At 67.0% G+C, this 14354-nt stretch carries 15 protein-coding genes and 1 rRNA gene; 10 read left to right on the top strand and 6 right to left on the bottom strand.

Features of this window, described 5'->3' with window-relative positions; translation table 11 throughout:
* The first annotated feature begins 5 nt into the window (after window positions 1–5).
* A 5S ribosomal RNA gene (rrf, locus tag ABE960_RS03165) occupies window positions 6–121 on the top strand.
* 143 nt (window positions 122–264) lie between these two features.
* On the opposite strand, the gene hisC is transcribed toward rrf, so the two are convergent.
* Window positions 265–1320 carry a histidinol-phosphate transaminase gene (gene hisC, locus ABE960_RS03160; protein ID WP_349760774.1) on the bottom strand — a complete coding sequence of 352 codons (1056 nt, stop codon included), beginning with the start codon at window positions 1318–1320 and terminating at the stop codon, window positions 265–267.
* Between the two features lie 120 nt (window positions 1321–1440).
* On the opposite strand from hisC, the gene ABE960_RS03155 reads away from it, so the two are divergent.
* From ABE960_RS03155 to mnmH, 5 genes are all read left to right on the top strand, one after another.
* Window positions 1441–2334 (top strand): AEC family transporter, encoded by an 894-nt coding sequence (locus tag ABE960_RS03155; RefSeq protein ID WP_349760773.1) that lies wholly within the window; start codon window positions 1441–1443, stop codon window positions 2332–2334.
* Window positions 2335–2440: 106 nt separating this feature from the next.
* Window positions 2441–2890: a copper resistance protein NlpE N-terminal domain-containing protein gene (locus ABE960_RS03150; RefSeq protein ID WP_349760772.1), complete on the top strand. Its 450-nt coding sequence runs from the start codon at window positions 2441–2443 to the stop codon at window positions 2888–2890.
* A gap of 222 nt (window positions 2891–3112) precedes the next feature.
* Complete coding sequence (gene radA, locus ABE960_RS03145) at window positions 3113–4501, top strand: DNA repair protein RadA (protein ID WP_349760771.1); 1389 nt, start codon at window positions 3113–3115, stop codon at window positions 4499–4501.
* A gap of 51 nt (window positions 4502–4552) precedes the next feature.
* Entirely contained in the window at window positions 4553–5590 is a 1038-nt protein-coding gene (gene selD / locus ABE960_RS03140; RefSeq protein ID WP_349760770.1) for a selenide, water dikinase SelD, read from the top strand.
* Window positions 5587–6708 (top strand): tRNA 2-selenouridine(34) synthase MnmH, encoded by a 1122-nt coding sequence (mnmH, locus tag ABE960_RS03135; protein ID WP_349760769.1) that lies wholly within the window; start codon window positions 5587–5589, stop codon window positions 6706–6708. The genes selD and mnmH overlap by 4 nt, the downstream gene beginning before the upstream one ends.
* A 3-nt stretch (window positions 6709–6711) precedes the next feature.
* On the opposite strand, the gene ABE960_RS03130 is transcribed toward mnmH, so the two are convergent.
* The gene (locus ABE960_RS03130) at window positions 6712–7404 is read right to left on the bottom strand and encodes a type 1 glutamine amidotransferase (protein ID WP_349760768.1); all 693 of its coding nucleotides are present in this window, start codon (window positions 7402–7404) and stop codon (window positions 6712–6714) included.
* A gap of 58 nt (window positions 7405–7462) precedes the next feature.
* Here ABE960_RS03130 and ABE960_RS03125 point away from each other — a divergent pair, with 58 nt between their 5' ends.
* The gene (locus ABE960_RS03125; protein ID WP_349760767.1) at window positions 7463–7756 is read left to right on the top strand and encodes an MGMT family protein; all 294 of its coding nucleotides are present in this window, start codon (window positions 7463–7465) and stop codon (window positions 7754–7756) included.
* Between the two features lie 26 nt (window positions 7757–7782).
* Window positions 7783–8379, top strand: coding sequence for a YjaG family protein (locus ABE960_RS03120; protein ID WP_349760766.1), 597 nt, complete (start codon window positions 7783–7785; stop codon window positions 8377–8379).
* A gap of 88 nt (window positions 8380–8467) precedes the next feature.
* On the opposite strand, the gene hisF is transcribed toward ABE960_RS03120, so the two are convergent.
* From hisF to hisB, 4 genes are read right to left on the bottom strand one after another with little or no spacing between them, the layout of a single operon-like run.
* Window positions 8468–9241: an imidazole glycerol phosphate synthase subunit HisF gene (gene hisF, locus ABE960_RS03115; RefSeq protein WP_349760765.1), complete on the bottom strand. Its 774-nt coding sequence runs from the start codon at window positions 9239–9241 to the stop codon at window positions 8468–8470.
* 3 nt (window positions 9242–9244) lie between these two features.
* Window positions 9245–9991, bottom strand: coding sequence for a 1-(5-phosphoribosyl)-5-[(5-phosphoribosylamino)methylideneamino]imidazole-4-carboxamide isomerase (gene hisA, locus ABE960_RS03110; protein WP_349760764.1), 747 nt, complete (start codon window positions 9989–9991; stop codon window positions 9245–9247).
* A gap of 24 nt (window positions 9992–10015) precedes the next feature.
* Window positions 10016–10657: an imidazole glycerol phosphate synthase subunit HisH gene (hisH, locus tag ABE960_RS03105; protein WP_349760763.1), complete on the bottom strand. Its 642-nt coding sequence runs from the start codon at window positions 10655–10657 to the stop codon at window positions 10016–10018.
* A gap of 31 nt (window positions 10658–10688) precedes the next feature.
* A complete protein-coding gene (hisB, locus tag ABE960_RS03100; protein WP_349760762.1) occupies window positions 10689–11282 on the bottom strand; it encodes an imidazoleglycerol-phosphate dehydratase HisB in 594 nt (197 codons plus the stop codon).
* Window positions 11283–11474: 192 nt separating this feature from the next.
* Here hisB and ABE960_RS03095 point away from each other — a divergent pair, with 192 nt between their 5' ends.
* Both ABE960_RS03095 and ABE960_RS03090 read left to right on the top strand, forming a co-directional pair.
* Window positions 11475–11927, top strand: a complete 453-nt coding sequence (locus ABE960_RS03095; RefSeq protein WP_349760761.1) for an acetyl-CoA sensor PanZ family protein — start codon at window positions 11475–11477, stop codon at window positions 11925–11927.
* Window positions 11924–14269, top strand: coding sequence for an AsmA family protein (locus ABE960_RS03090; protein ID WP_349760760.1), 2346 nt, complete (start codon window positions 11924–11926; stop codon window positions 14267–14269). Before ABE960_RS03095 ends, ABE960_RS03090 begins: the two co-directional genes overlap by 4 nt.
* Window positions 14270–14354: the final 85 nt, after the last annotated feature.

The raw sequence follows: 14354 nt of genomic DNA, 5'->3' as shown, positions 1-14354 counted from the left end.
TTTCGCCTGACGACCATAGCGTGCGGGAACCACCTGATCCCTTGCCGAACTCAGCAGTGAAACCGCTCAGCGCCGATGGTAGTGTGGGGTCTCCCCATGCGAGAGTAGGTCATCGTCAGGCACTTATTCCGAGAAAACCCCGAGTTCACTGAACTCGGGGTTTTTTCATGTCTGGACCTCGGAAGGGCCAGTCGGCCGTGATCAGCGCCACATGATGTCCCCTGGACTGAGGAAGCCGTTCGCGATGGCGATCCATGGGCGGCGCTAGCGGAACTGGGTCTCCAGGGCCTCGATGAGGCTTTCCATCTCGTCATCGGTACCGATAGAGATTCTCAGGTGGTCGCGCAGCACGTCGGTGTTGAAGTGGCGCACCAGCACGCCGCGCTCACGCAGGCCCACGAAGAGCTGGGCGGCGTCGAGCTCGGGGTGGGTGACAAGCACGAAGTTGGCCTGCGAGGGAAGCACCTTGAACCCGAGGGCCTCGAGGCGTATCCGGGTGCGCTCGCGGGTGGTGATGACTGCCTCACGGCAGGCGTCGAAGTGCCCGCGATCGCTCAATGATGCGATACCCAGGGCGCTTGCCAGGCTGTCGACGGGGTAGGAATTGAAGGAATCCTTGACCCGCTCCAGGCCCTCGATCAGCTCCCGGGAGCCCACGGCGTAGCCCAGGCGCAGGCCGGCGAGACTGCGCGACTTGGAGAAGGTGCCGGTGACCAGCAGGTTGGGGAAGCGCTCGACCAGTGGCACCGAACTCTCGCCGCCGAAGTCCACGTAGGCTTCGTCGACCAGAACGACCGATTCGGTGACCCGCTCGAGCAGGCCGGCGATGGCCTCCCGACCATGGCCATGGCCGGTAGGGGCGTTGGGGTTGGCGAAGATCACGCCGCCGGTGTCGTGGCCGAAGGCGTCGAGGTCGACGCGCCACTGGTCGTCCAGCGGGTGGGTGCGGCGATCGACTCCATAGAGCCGGCAATAGACCGGATAGAAGCTGTAGGAGATGGCCGGCATCTCTAGCGGCCGCTCCTGGCGGAAGAAGGCCTGGAAGGCCAGGGCGAGGACCTCGTCGGAGCCGTTGCCGACGAACACCTGCTCCGTTTCCACCCCTAGCTCCTCGGCCAGGGCCTCGCGCAGGGCGAGGGAGGTCGGTTCCGGATAGCGCCGCAGGTGGTCGGCGGGGAAGTCGCGCAGTGCTGCCTCGACCGCGGGGGCCGGCGGGTAGGGGTTCTCGTTGGTGTTCAGCTTGATCAGACGCTCGCGGGGCTGCTCACCCGGAACATAGGGTGTCAACTCGCGAATCGCGGGGCTCCAGAACTTGCTCATGGTCTCTCGCTTGGGGGGTTGGACTGGGCTCATGGTGACCCGACCGATCTGACCGCGCAAGCCGTGACCATGATAGTCTCGGGCTTCCTTTCGATCATTCGCTGCTTACGGATCCATGCAATGACCGCCCAGATCATCGCCACCCTGCTGCCCGTCTTCCTGATCGCCGGCTGCGGTACCCTCTACGGCCGTTTTCGCACGCCGGACATTCGCGGGCTGAACACCCTTAACATGGAGCTTTTCGTGCCCATGCTGGTGTTTGCCGTGCTGGCCGACCGCCAGGCACCGTTGGCGGAATATGCCAACCTGGCGTTGGCGGGAGCCGTGGTGGTGCTGGGCTCGGGACTGGTGCTCTGGCCGGTGGCGAAATGGCTGAAGCTCGAGGTGAAGACCTTCCTGCCGCCGATGATGTTCAACAACTCGGGCAACATGGGCATTCCGCTGCTCGTGCTTGCCTTCGGTGACCAGGCGCTGCCGGCCGCAGTGGTGCTGTTCATCGTCGAGATGCTGCTGCACTTCTCGGTAGGGCTCTACATGCTGAGCCCGCACACCCCGTTGTGGCGGCTGCTGCGCATGCCCATCGTGCTGGCGAGTCTGGCCGGCCTGGCGGTCAACCTGGGAGGGCTGCCCCTACCGGGCTGGAGCCTCGAGGCACTGCACATGCTGGGTGGGGTCTGTATCCCGCTGATGCTCTTCGCCCTTGGGGTGCGCATGCTGGACATCGACTTCGGCGATTGGAGGACGGGCATCCTCGGCGCGGTACTCTGTCCACTCTCGGGGCTGGTGCTCGCGATGCCGCTGATCTGGTGGCTCGACCTGTCGGGGCTGCAGGCGGCGGCCCTTTGGGTCTTCGCGGCCCTGCCGCCGGCCGTGTTGAACTATCTGGTGGCCGAACAGTATCGACAGGAGCCTCACAAGGTGGCCTCCCTGGTGCTTATCGGCAACCTGGGCAGCCTGGTGGTCATGCCGCTGGTGCTGGTGCTGATCTTCACCCATGTATATTCGCCGGTCTGAGCAACGCGGTGCCAAGGCGAAACTGTCCGGTGAGCACATGAGAGGTTATGCTGTGATGCAGGCTGCCGTGCATCACGGCGTCACGCCCATTAGTTAGGAGTATGAAATGCAAATCAGGACCTTGCTGGCCGGCTCTGCCCTGGCCGCCCTGTTGGCCGGCTGTGCCGCTGGCCCGACCGAACAGGCCGCCGCTCCCGAGATGGAAGCGACCACGGTGACGTATCAGGGAACCCTGCCATGCCGCAACTGCGATGGCATCGATCTGAACGTGACCCTGAACGGCGAGGAGCAGGACGTCGTCGCTGATCGGACCTTCGAGCTCAAGGCCTCCTATCGGGCTCACCCCCAGAATCCGCCGGACGAGAACTACGCCGGCAACTGGGAAGTCCTCCAGGGGACCGAGCAGGACCCCGCCGCCACTGTCTATGAGCTGGCCCCCGACGGCGATGGACAGACCTACTACTTCCTGCGTGTCGATCCCCAGACACTGGAACTGATCGATCCCAACCTGCGCCGTTTCCAAAACAGCGAGATGCTGCAGCTCAAGCGCCTCTGAGCACAGGAGCGAGCAACTGGGGGGCGGCCTGAGGGCCGCCCCTTGCCGTTGCGGGCCTTGCCATCTCTGACAGGCCCTTGGGGGCAGCACGCGGCTGCTAGAATGTGAACTTCGAAACATGACCTTCGAACCGTGACCTTCGAAAAATAGCCTTCGAAACATGGCCTTCGTAAACAGGCTCCCGTCATCCACAGGCCCCGCCATCGATCGAGAGAGTGCCCCATGGCCAAAGTGAAGAGCGCCTTCGTCTGCACCGAGTGCGGTGCCGACTACCGCAAGTGGCAGGGGCAATGCACCAGTTGCCAGGAGTGGAACACCCTTAGCGAGGTGCGCCTGGCTCCCACGCGGCCCGGTGCCGGGGCAGGCACCGTTGCGAGCGGTAGCACCGGGCGTGGGGGTTATGCCGGCAGCCTGTCCCGCGAGGTGGTCGACCTGGGCAGCGTCGATCTGAGCGAGGTCCCCAGGCTTTCCTCGACCTTCGAGGAGTTCGATCGGGTGCTGGGTGGCGGCCTCGTGCCCGGCTCCGCGGTGCTGCTCGGCGGCCACCCCGGTGCCGGAAAGTCGACCCTGCTGCTTCAGACCGCCTGCAAGCTGGCCCAGGGCCGCAGGGTGGTCTATGTCACCGGCGAGGAGTCGCTCTCCCAGGTCGCGATGCGGGCCCACCGCCTGCAGCTTCCCTCCCAGGGGTTGAAGATGCTCGCCGAGACCAGCGTCGAGACCATCCTTGCCGTGGCCGAGCGCGAGACCCCCGACATTCTCGTGATTGACTCCATTCAGACCATGCATCTGGATGATATCGCCTCTGCTCCGGGCGGAGTGGCCCAGGTGCGCGAGTCAGCCGCCGTGCTGACCCGTTTCGCCAAGCAATCCAACACCGTGCTGCTGCTGGTCGGCCACGTCACCAAGGACGGCAGCCTGGCCGGTCCCAAGGTGCTCGAGCACATGATCGATGCCTCGCTGCTGCTTGAGGGCGGCGCCGACTCGCGCTTCCGAACCCTGCGGGGCCAGAAGAACCGTTTCGGCGCGGTCAATGAGCTGGGCGTCTTCGCCATGCTCGAGCATGGCCTCAAGGAGGTGAAGAACCCCAGTGCCATCTTCCTCTCGCGCAACGAGGAGCAGAGTGCCGGCAGCCTGGTGATGGTGGTCTGGGAAGGCACCCGGCCGATCCTGGTGGAAGTGCAGGCGCTGCTCGACGAGTCGGCGCTTGGCAATCCGCGGCGGGTCGCCGTGGGGCTGGACCAGAATCGACTGGCCATGCTGCTGGCGGTGCTGCATCGGCACGGCGGGCTCTTCACCGGCGACCAGGACGTCTTCCTCAACGTGGTCGGCGGGGTCAAGGTGCTGGAAACCAGTGCCGACCTGGCCGTGTTGCTGGCGGTGGTCTCCAGCCTGCAGAACCGGCCGCTGCCTCGGGAGCTGGTGGTGTTCGGCGAAGTCGGCCTCTCCGGCGAGATCCGGCCTGTGCCAAGCGGCCAGGAGCGCATCGTCGAGGCGGCCAAGCATGGCTTCAAGCGTGCCATCGTGCCCCGTGGCAACGCCCCCAAGCGCAGTCCCGAGGGCATGGAAGTGGTCGCCGTGGACAAGCTCGCGGAGGCCCTCGACGCCCTCTAGGCCGGGCACTCTGATGTAGAATGCGGTGGAACGAATGCCAAGGAGAACGAGATGAGCGCCATCCGCCTGACCCAGTACAGCCACGGCGCCGGCTGCGGATGCAAGATCGCCCCCGACGTGCTCGACCGGATCCTCGCCAAGGCGGGCCCCGGTGCCAACCATTCTCGGCTGATCGTCGGCAATCAGGGTAGTGAGGACGCCGCAGTCTACGACCTGGGCGACGGTCGTGGCATGATCGCCACCACCGACTTCTTCATGCCCATCGTCGACGACCCCTTCGACTTCGGCCGCATCGCCGCCACCAATGCCATCAGTGATGTCTATGCCATGGGCGGCAAGCCGGTCCTGGCGCTGGGCATCCTCGGCTGGCCGCTGGACAAGCTCGGCGCAGACATCGCCGGCGACGTGGTGGCCGGGGCCCAGGCGGTGTGCCGCGAGCTGGGCCTGGCGCTGGCCGGCGGACACTCCATCGATGCCTCCGAGCCGATCTTCGGCCTGTCGGTCAACGGCCTCGTCGACCTCGAGCACCTCAAGCTCAACAAGGGCGCGAAGCCGGGTGACCTGCTGTTTCTGACCAAGCCGCTGGGGGTGGGCCTGCTCACCACCGCAGAGAAGCAGGGGCTGCTGGAGGCCGGCCACCAGGAACTGGCGCGCTCGACCATGCTCAAGTCCAATGCGATCGGCATGGAACTGGCCAAGGTCAAGGGCGTGCATGCCATGACCGACGTCACCGGCTTCGGTCTGGCCGGCCATCTCGCCGAGATCTGCACGGCCAGCGACGTCGCCGCCCGGATCGACTTCCGGCGCCTGCCAAGGCTCGCCGAGGCCGAGTCCTACCGCCGCAAGGGTGCAGTGCCGGGCGGCACCCAGCGCAATCGCGAGGCTCTGGGGACCCGCCTGCCCCGAATGGACGAGGCCCATTGGCAGTGGCTGTGTGACCCGCAGACCTCCGGCGGTCTGCTGCTTTCGGTACACCCCTCCTGGGAGGACGACGTGGAGCGCATCGGCCGAGACCACGGCATCGAGCTTACTCCCTTCGGTGAGGTCATCAAGGCCAGCGGACCGGCGCTGATCGAGGTGCGCGGATGAGCCTGCCGCTGGTCGAGCCGGATCTCGAACTCCTCAAGGAAGGGCGCGTGCTGATCGATGTGCGGGCGCCCGTGGAGTTCGCCCACGGGGCGCTGCCCGGTGCCGTCAACCTGCCGCTTATGGATGACCGCGAGCGTCATCTCGTCGGCATCGAGTACAACGAGCATGGCCAGGGCGCGGCCATTGCCCTGGGCGAGCGGCTGGTCAACGGCGGCCTCAAGGCGTCCCGGGTCGCCGCCTGGCAGCGGCTGCTCGAGGCCCATCCCGACGCCATCATCTACTGCTTCCGCGGCGGGCTGCGCTCCCGGACCGCCCAGCAGTGGCTGGCGGATGCCGGGCTGACGCGCCCGCGCATCCGCGGGGGCTGGAAGGCGATGCGCCAGGCCCTCTGCGCGCGCATCGATGCGGCGGCCGAGCAACCGATGCTGATAGTGGGTGGCCTCACCGGCTGTGCCAAGACGCCGCTGATCCTCGCACTGGAGAACGGCCTGGATCTGGAGGGGTGTGCCCGCCACAAGGGCTCGGCTTTCGGTCGCCATCCGCTGCCGGCACCCAGCCAGATCGACTTCGAGCACGCCATGGGGCTGCGCCTGCTGGACCTTGCCGGGCCGTTGGTGCTGGAGGACGAATCCCGGCGCATCGGGGCGGCCAACATTCCGCTGACCTTCTGGGAGGGCATGGTCCAGGCACCGCGCATCCGCATCGAGATGCCCCTGGACTGGCGTCTGGAGCAGATCCGCAAGGACTACATCGATGACCTCTGGGAGGTACATCGCCAGCAGTTCGGCGACTGGCTGGGCTGGGCGCTGATGCGCAAGCAGCTCGCCACCGCCCTTGGGCGGCTGCGCAAGCGCCTGGGTCAGGCGCGACTGGCGCGCCTGCAGCGCCTCCAGGCGCTGGCCTTCCGCGAGCACGAGCGCGGCAATACCAGCGCCCACGAGGCCTGGCTGGCTCCGCTGCTCACCGAATACTACGACCCGCTCTATCGTCACCAGCTGGAGAAGCACCCGGAACGCCACTTCCTGCATGTGGGCGACTGGGATAGCTGCCTGGAGGTCGCCCGGGAGTGGTCGGCCGAGGCCCGCCAGGAAGGCCGGCAGGCGCACCAGCCGGCCTGAGACTCAGGCCTCGGCGCGGCGCAGCCACTGCGACAGCAGCCGGTCGAGCAGCGGGGCCAGCCGGTCGAAGCGCTTCGGGTCATCGAGCATGGCCGCGCGGTCCTGGGCATGGGGGCTGGTCTCGCTGCCTTCGGGAGGTGGCTGGTGATCGAGCAGTTCGGTGACGCTTGCGGCGGTGGCCTCCAGGTGGCAGAGCAGGGCCACCACCCGTCCATCGTCCCAGGTGAAGCCCTGCAGGGGGCTCGCCGCGCTGCGGCCCAGCGCGAGGGCATAGTCGGGCAGGGCGAAGACCTCGCGGTGCCACATGAAGGCCTCGAAGTCCTCGGGCAGGTCTACGGGGCTCAGCGGGGCGAGATCCACCCGGTGCCAGCCGGTCTCGGCCAGCGTGCCGCGGGCCACGATCGCGCCGAGGGCCTCGGCGATCAGCCGGGCACCGTAACCGATGCCCAGCAACGGCTTGTTGCCGTCCAGCGCCTGCGCGATGAGCTTGCGCTCGGCCTTGAGCCAGGGGTGCGCGCCGTCGGCGCTGCCCTCGGGGCCGTCGAGCACGATCAGCGCATCGCCGTCGGCCAGCCGGGGTGGCAGCTCGCCCTCGTCGAGGTGGAAGACGGTGTGGCTATGGCCCATGCTGGCGAGCCAGTCGGCGATCCGGGCCGGTCCCTGGTGGGGGCTGTGCTGGAGAAGGTGAACATGCATGCGAGCCTCGCCATGGTGGGAATGCAGGGGTGACTGACTGGACGGAGCGCAAGGGTACATGAAGCCCGACCTGAGGGAACAGATACTGACCATCCTGGCCGAGGTTCCCGTGGGCCGGGTGACGACTTACGGGCGCATCGCCGCGATGACTGACGGCGCGACGCCGCGCCTGGTGGCCCGGGCCCTGCGCGAGCTCCCCGCCGGCCATGGCCTTCCCTGGTTCCGGGTGATCACCGCCTCGCGCAAGCTGGCCGATCATGGCGGTGCCGACGAGCAGCGCCGGCGCCTGGTGGCCGAGGGCGTGCTGTTCGATACCCGGGGGCGAGTGGCTAAAGAGCGCCTCTGGCCCTGAGACAACCCGAATCCCGAGGAGACTCCATGAGCGGCTTCTTCCAACGCCTTCAGCAGCTCGCCCCGCGCCGCCAACAGGCCTTCATGGCGGCCCTGTGCGAGCGCCTGTTGCCCAACTATGTCTTTTACTGTCAGACCCCCCATGACGAGGCCACCGGTCAGGGGGATCCTCACGGCCTGAGGGTTATCCTCGATCTGGTCTGGGAGCAGCTGGCGGTCAAGGAGGCGCGCATCGACTTCGATCGCCAGGCCGACAAGCTGGCCGAGCTGGAGCCCCCCGCCGCCGATGACAGCTTCGGCGCGCGGCGGGCGCTGGAGGCGGTGGTGGCCCTCTCGGCGATACTCGACACCCTGCGCGGCGACGCATCGGAGGCAGTTCTGGAGGTAAGTCGGGCCTCGCGCAGCGGGGTGCGGGCCTATATCGAGCTCACCGAGGGCGAGGAGGATGCCGAGAGGCTCGCATCCCTGATTCGAGACCATCCCCTGATTGCGGACGAGAACGATTTCCAGGATGCGGTGCTCGAGGCCGTGGAGGCGGGACCGCTGGATCGCGAGGCCTTAAAGGCGCTGCGCCGCCTGGGACGCAACGAGGGGGTGAGCAATCTGGGGCTGTCCCTGGACTAGGGCGCTTCAGCAATGGCCTAGAAGCGTCCCCCGACATTGACCATCGCCCCCGCGGTGAGCTTGGCGCTGAGCCGGCATCATCACCGGCTCAGAGCCTCATCTCGATGCCGTGCTTGGCCATGTAGCGCTTGGCCTCGGGGATGGTGTACTCGCCGAAGTGGAAGATGCTGGCCGCCAGCACCGCGTCGGCGCCGCCGTCGATGACGCCATCGACCAGGTGGTCGAGGTTGCCGACGCCGCCGGAGGCAATCACCGGGACGCTCACGGCATCGGCAATGGCCCGGGTCACGCCCAGGTCGAAGCCGATCTTGGTGCCGTCGCGGTCCATGCTGGTCAGCAGCAGCTCTCCGGCCCCGTAATCCACCATCTTCTTCGCCCACGCCACGGCATCCAGGCCGGTGGGGCGGCGTCCGCCGTGGGTGAATATCTCCCAGCGGTCGGGCTCGCCCTCCTGGGAGACCTTCTTGGCATCGATGGCCACCACGATGCACTGGCTCCCGAAGCGCTCGGAGGCCTCGTACACGAAGTCGGGGTTGGTCACCGCGGCGGTGTTGATGGACACCTTGTCGGCACCGACATTGAGCATGGTGCGGATGTCGTCGCAGGTGCGGATGCCGCCGCCCACGGTGAGCGGGATGAACACCTCTCCGGCGATGCGCTCGACCATTTCCACCGTGGTGTCGCGATCCTCATGGCTGGCCGTGATGTCTAGGAAGGTGATCTCGTCGGCGCCCTGCTGGTTGTAGCGCTGGGCGATCTCCACCGGGTCGCCGGCGTCGCGGATGCCGATGAAGTTGACGCCCTTGACCACTCGGCCGGCATCGACGTCCAGGCACGGGATGATGCGTTTGGCGAGTCCCATGGATCAGCTCCCCTTCTGGCTGAGTTCGTCACACAGCCGCTGGCCCTCGGCCACGTCGAGGCTGCCCTCGTAGATGGCTCGGCCGGTGATGGCGCCCAGGATGCCGGGTTCACCGGCATCGATCAGGGCGCGCAGGTCGTCGAGATTGGTCACCCCGCCGGAGGCGATCACCGGCAGCCCGCCTTCTCGGGCGAGCGCCGCGGTGGCCTCCACATTGACTCCGGACATCATGCCGTCGCGGGCGATGTCGGTGTAGACGATGCTGGAGACGCCGTCGTCGGCGAAGCGCTTCGCCAGGTCGGTGGCCTTCACCGTGGAGACCTCGGCCCAGCCGTCGGTGGCGACGAAGCCGTCCCGGGCGTCCAGGCCGACGATCACGTGACCGGGGAAGGCACGGCACATCTCGCCGACGAAGTCCGGCTCCTTGACCGCCTTGGTGCCGATGATCACGTAGGAGACCCCGGCCTCGAGGTAGTGCTCGATGGTCGCGGCGCTGCGGATGCCGCCACCGATCTGGATCGGCAGCGTCGGAAAGGCCCGGGCGATGGCGGTGACCGCCTCGCCGTTGACCGGCGTGCCCTCGAAGGCACCGTTGAGGTCGACCAGGTGCAGGCGGCGGGCACCGGCCTCGACCCAGCGGGCGGCCATGGCCACCGGGTCATCGCCGTAGGTGGTGGCGTCGTCCATGCGCCCCTGCTTGAGGCGGACGCACTTGCCGTCCTTGAGGTCAATGGCGGGAATTACCAGCATGTCAGTGTCCTTGTTGGGCGCCGCTCAGGGCGCCCATTGAACGAAGTTATCCAGCAGCTTGAGGCCGGCCCGGGAGCTCTTCTCCGGATGGAACTGAACGGCGAAGGTGGCGTCGCGGCCGATGGCCACGTGGGCTGTCACCCGACCGTACTCGGTGGTGCCGAACACCGTGGCATCGTCGGCGGCCTCGACGTAGTAGCTGTGGACGAAATAGAAGTGCTCGTCCTGGTCGATGCCCGTCCAGAGGGGGTGATCATGGTGCTGGTGCACCAGGTTCCAGCCCATGTGGGGCACCTTCTGGCGGTTGCCCCGGTCATCGCGCATGTCGGCGGGGAATTTCCTTACCTCGCCGTGCAGGAAGCCCAGGCAGCCGATGCCACCGTTCTCCTCGCTGTGATCGAGCAGCATCTGCTGGCCGACGCAGATGCCCAGCAGCGGCTTGGACTGGCTGGCCAGCAGCTCCTCGACAAGGCCGCGCAACTCCGTCCTCTCGAGCTCGCCCATGCAGTCGCGGATGGCGCCCTGGCCGGGCAGGACCAGGCGGGTGGCGCCGCGGATGCGGCGGGCATCCCGCGTCACGACCACGTTCTCGTGAGTGACGTGCTCCAGTGCCTTGGCGACGGAATGCAGGTTGCCCATCCCGTAGTCGATGACGGCAATGGTCATGGGGCGCTCCTCGTGTGATCGTTCGGCGGCCTCAGAGGCTGCCCTTGGTGGACGGCATCTGGCCCGCCATGCGCGGGTCAGGCGCCACGGCCATGCGCAGCGCGCGGCCGAAGGCCTTGAAGATGGTTTCCGCCTGGTGGTGGGCGTTGAAGCCCTTCAGGTTATCGATGTGCAGGGTCACCCGGGCATGGTTGACGAAGCCCTGGAAGAACTCCCAGAACAGCTGGGTGTCCAGGCTACCGATGCTGGCGCGGGTGAAGTCCACGTCCATGTAAAGCCCCGGGCGACCGGAGAAGTCCACCACCACCCGCGACAGGGCCTCGTCCAGGGGCACGCAGGCATGGCCGTAGCGGCAGACGCCGCGCTTGTCGCCGATCGCCTGATGGAAGGCCTGTCCCAGGGTGATGCCCAGGTCCTCGACGGTGTGGTGATCGTCGATGTGCAGGTCGCCCACCGCCTCGATGTCGAGGTCGATCAGGCCGTGACGAGCCACCTGGTCGAGCATGTGGTCGAGGAAGGGTACGCCGGTCTCGCAGGTCAGGCGTCCCTCTCCGTCGAGGTTGATGGTCACCGTGATCTGGGTTTCCCGGGTGTTCCGGGTGACCGTGGCGATACGCTCGGACATGTCGGATCTCCAGCGCCTGGGCGCGTGTCGAGGGGGTCGGTGATGCCCACCGGCCGGCAATGCGAAAGGGCGTCGGGTGCTGTGCCTGACGCCGAGAGCCTGCCATTATAGTGAATCGCTTACCCCATCCGCTACAATGCGGGCTATTACAGTGGTGGCAAACCTGCCGCCCCGGCTCAAGGAGATCCACGCATGCCGGTGACCTTGCAACAGGTCGACCAGAGCGCCTGGGAAGCGGATGCCCAGATACGACTCGACCTCGTACGCATCTTCGCGGACGCTCCCGCCGAGCGCCTGCCGCTACCCGTGGAGGATTTCATCCGCGTCCATCTGGAGGGTGGCCACCTGTTCAGCTGCGCCCGCTTCAACGACCGGCTGCTGGGCGCCGTGGCGGTGAAACCCGAACAGGATGCATGGTGGCTGTCGAACCTCTGCGTACGCAAGACGACCCGACGTCGCGGCGTCGGCTCACGGCTGCTGGCGCTGGTCAGCGAGGCTGCCCAAACCGAGGGTCGCCGCCTCTATGCCGACAACGCCCAACTGCCGGTGGCCGACCAGATGCTGCTCACCCGGCTCGGTTACCGGCTCACGAAGGACGGCGACTACTTCGAGCTTGACCTTTCACCACGTGGAGACAAGCAATGAAGCGCCTGTTTCGCATCCTGCTCGCCGCCATCGGCGTTCTCGGCCTGGTGATGGTCGGCGCCGTGGTCTACGTCACCACCTTCTTCGACCCCAATGACCTCAAGCCCCGGCTGATCGAAGTCGTGCGTGACCACAGCGGCCTGGAACTGACGCTGGAAGGCCCCCTCTCATGGTCCTTCTATCCCCGACTGGGGGTGGGCGTGCAGGAGGCCGAGGCCCGCCTGCCGGATCAGCAGGACGACTCATCCCCCTTCGCCGCCTTCTCCCACGCCGAGGTCAGCCTCGCCTTCACGCCGCTGCTGCGTGGCGAAATCGCCGTCGACGGCCTGACCCTCGACGACCTCTATCTCGATCTCGAGCGTAATGAAAAGGGACAGGGCAACTGGGAATCGCTGCTCGAGCGGCTGGGCGAGCGTGGAGCAGAGACCGAGGCTGCCCTGGCACCGGCCAGTGCCGGTCCCGATCCGGACTTCGGCAATGGCCTATCGGTGGCCCTCAACATCGCCAACGTGCAGGTCCGCGGCGGCGAGGTGCGCTTCCGCGATGCCCTCGCGGGTCGTGAACTGCTCTTCGAAGGCCTTGGAGTCAGCGGCAGCAACGTCAACCCCGGGAGTGCCTTCCCGCTTCAGTCCTCCTTCCGGCTGACGCTCCATGAGAGCCTCGACTGGCGTGAACAGGAGAGCGAGCCGCGGCTGGTCAGCGACGTTACCCTGGATACCCGGGTGAACCCGGGGCTGTCCGAGGGGCGGCAGGTGCTTGAGGGGCTGAACCTGAAGACGGTCAACCGGCTCGCCGGGCTCGAGGGCGAACAGAAACTCAACCTGCAGGGCGGCCGGCTGGTGGTGAATGTCGGCGAGGGCAGCCTGCAGCTGGACGAGGGCAAGCTCGACGCCAGTCTTGCTCACCCGAGCCTGGGTGAGAAGGCCGTGCCCCTGTCGCTGGCCTTCAAGCTGGATGCCGACCTCAATGCCCAGAGTGCTCGCCTGCGCGAGCTGGAGCTGACCGGCCCGGATGCCCTGAATCTGAGCGGCAACCTCAACCTCAGCGGCCTCGACGAGACGCCGGTCTATACCGGCCAGCTGAGTCTGGCGCCGCTGTCGCTGCGTCCCTGGCTTGCGCGCCTGGACATGCTTCCCGCCACGGCCAATGCCCAGGCGCTATCCGACGTGGCGCTGACAAGCCCCGTCAGCGGTGACCTCGAGCGACTCGAGTTCGCCGGCCTGACCCTGGTGCTGGATGACGGCACCTTCACCGGCCGCCTGGCGGGCCGCTTCGATGGCAGCCTGATCGCCGCCGACCTGCAGGGTGATCAGCTGGACCTGGACGGCTACCTGCCGCCGGCAGGTGTCGGCGCAGACACCGTCTCGCGCTGGTCCCTCCCGGGCATCCGTCGGGCCCATGCTCAGGATTCTGAAGGGCTGGTGCCCTCGGCGTGGCTATCCGCTCTGGAAATCGACGCTCATCTCGTCCTGGGACAGCTGAGTCTCGCCGGGCTGGACTTCCAGGACGTCGACATGACGCTCCAGGGACGCGATGGTCGCCATCGCCTGGTCGGTTTCGAGTCAGGCTTCTACGAGGGAGCCCTGGCCGCTGCTGGCGCCCTCGACCTGCGCGAGACGCCGCCACGCTGGAAGATCTCGCCCAAGGCCGAACGGGTGCGCCTCGAGTCGCTGCTCGAGGCCCTCGGTCAGGAGCCCTCGCCCCTGAGAGGGCGCTTCAGCGGCGAGGGCGATCTCGTCACCCGCGGCAACACCCCGATGGAGCTCAGGCGCCACCTGGGCGGCCGTCTCGTGACGCGCATCGACGAGGGTGCGATCCCCGAGATCAATGTCTCCCGGGAACTGTGCACCACGGCTGCGAGCCTGCAGGGCAAGACCCTCGACCGCGAGTGGGCCAACGAGACCAGCTTCGAGCGGATCGGAGCCACCCTGACGCTGGATGAAGGCGAGGTCCAGAGTGATGACCTGCTGGTCACGCTGCCCGGGATGGAGGTTGGCGGCAAGGGCACGATCGATCTCGTGAGCGAGCAGTTCGATCTGCGTGCCGAGGCAAGTCTGATCAAGGCCGAGAATGCGCCCTGCGAGGTCAATCCGCGGCTGGCTCGCGTTCCGCTGCCCGTGCGCTGCCAGGGGATATTGGGGGGAGAGAGCTCGCAATGGTGCCGCTTCGATCGCGAGGCTTTCCAGGGGACCCTGGCCGGGCTGCTGCGCGATGAGGCCTCCCAGAAGGCCAGCGAGGAGGTCGAGAAGCGCCTCGAGGGGGCCGTGAAGAAACTCGACGAGCGCCTCGGCGAGAAAGCCGGTGGGGAACTTCGCGATGCCCTGAAGGGTCTCTTCAATTGAGCAACACGTACGACCAGTCCCTGCGCCGACTTCCCCAGTCGGCGCTTTTTTTCGCGCCGTGAAATCTTCGTGACGGGAGCGCCCC

Origin of the sequence: Halomonas aquatica (genome assembly GCF_040196335.1) — a bacterium.
GTDB lineage: Bacteria > Pseudomonadota > Gammaproteobacteria > Pseudomonadales > Halomonadaceae > Halomonas > Halomonas aquatica.
Note: the sequence above shows the minus strand (reverse complement) of the source record. Positions and strands in the feature narration are given on the sequence as shown.

Excerpts from the sequence above, each read along its gene's own strand:
- ABE960_RS03155 (WP_349760773.1), top strand. The coding sequence starts at position 1,441 with ATGACCGCCCAGATCATCGCCACCCTGCTGCCCGTCTTCCTGATCGCC.
- hisH (WP_349760763.1), bottom strand. The coding sequence starts at position 10,657 with ATGACCATTGCCGTCATCGACTACGGGATGGGCAACCTGCATTCCGTC.
- ABE960_RS03150 (WP_349760772.1), top strand. The coding sequence starts at position 2,441 with ATGCAAATCAGGACCTTGCTGGCCGGCTCTGCCCTGGCCGCCCTGTTG.
- ABE960_RS03125 (WP_349760767.1), top strand. The coding sequence starts at position 7,463 with ATGAAGCCCGACCTGAGGGAACAGATACTGACCATCCTGGCCGAGGTT.
- hisB (WP_349760762.1), bottom strand. The coding sequence starts at position 11,282 with ATGTCCGAGCGTATCGCCACGGTCACCCGGAACACCCGGGAAACCCAG.
- mnmH (WP_349760769.1), top strand. The coding sequence starts at position 5,587 with ATGAGCCTGCCGCTGGTCGAGCCGGATCTCGAACTCCTCAAGGAAGGG.
- ABE960_RS03090 (WP_349760760.1), top strand. The coding sequence starts at position 11,924 with ATGAAGCGCCTGTTTCGCATCCTGCTCGCCGCCATCGGCGTTCTCGGC.
- selD (WP_349760770.1), top strand. The coding sequence starts at position 4,553 with ATGAGCGCCATCCGCCTGACCCAGTACAGCCACGGCGCCGGCTGCGGA.
- radA (WP_349760771.1), top strand. The coding sequence starts at position 3,113 with ATGGCCAAAGTGAAGAGCGCCTTCGTCTGCACCGAGTGCGGTGCCGAC.
- ABE960_RS03095 (WP_349760761.1), top strand. The coding sequence starts at position 11,475 with ATGCCGGTGACCTTGCAACAGGTCGACCAGAGCGCCTGGGAAGCGGAT.
- hisA (WP_349760764.1), bottom strand. The coding sequence starts at position 9,991 with ATGCTGGTAATTCCCGCCATTGACCTCAAGGACGGCAAGTGCGTCCGC.
- ABE960_RS03130 (WP_349760768.1), bottom strand. The coding sequence starts at position 7,404 with ATGCATGTTCACCTTCTCCAGCACAGCCCCCACCAGGGACCGGCCCGG.
- ABE960_RS03120 (WP_349760766.1), top strand. The coding sequence starts at position 7,783 with ATGAGCGGCTTCTTCCAACGCCTTCAGCAGCTCGCCCCGCGCCGCCAA.
- hisC (WP_349760774.1), bottom strand. The coding sequence starts at position 1,320 with ATGAGCAAGTTCTGGAGCCCCGCGATTCGCGAGTTGACACCCTATGTT.
- hisF (WP_349760765.1), bottom strand. The coding sequence starts at position 9,241 with ATGGGACTCGCCAAACGCATCATCCCGTGCCTGGACGTCGATGCCGGC.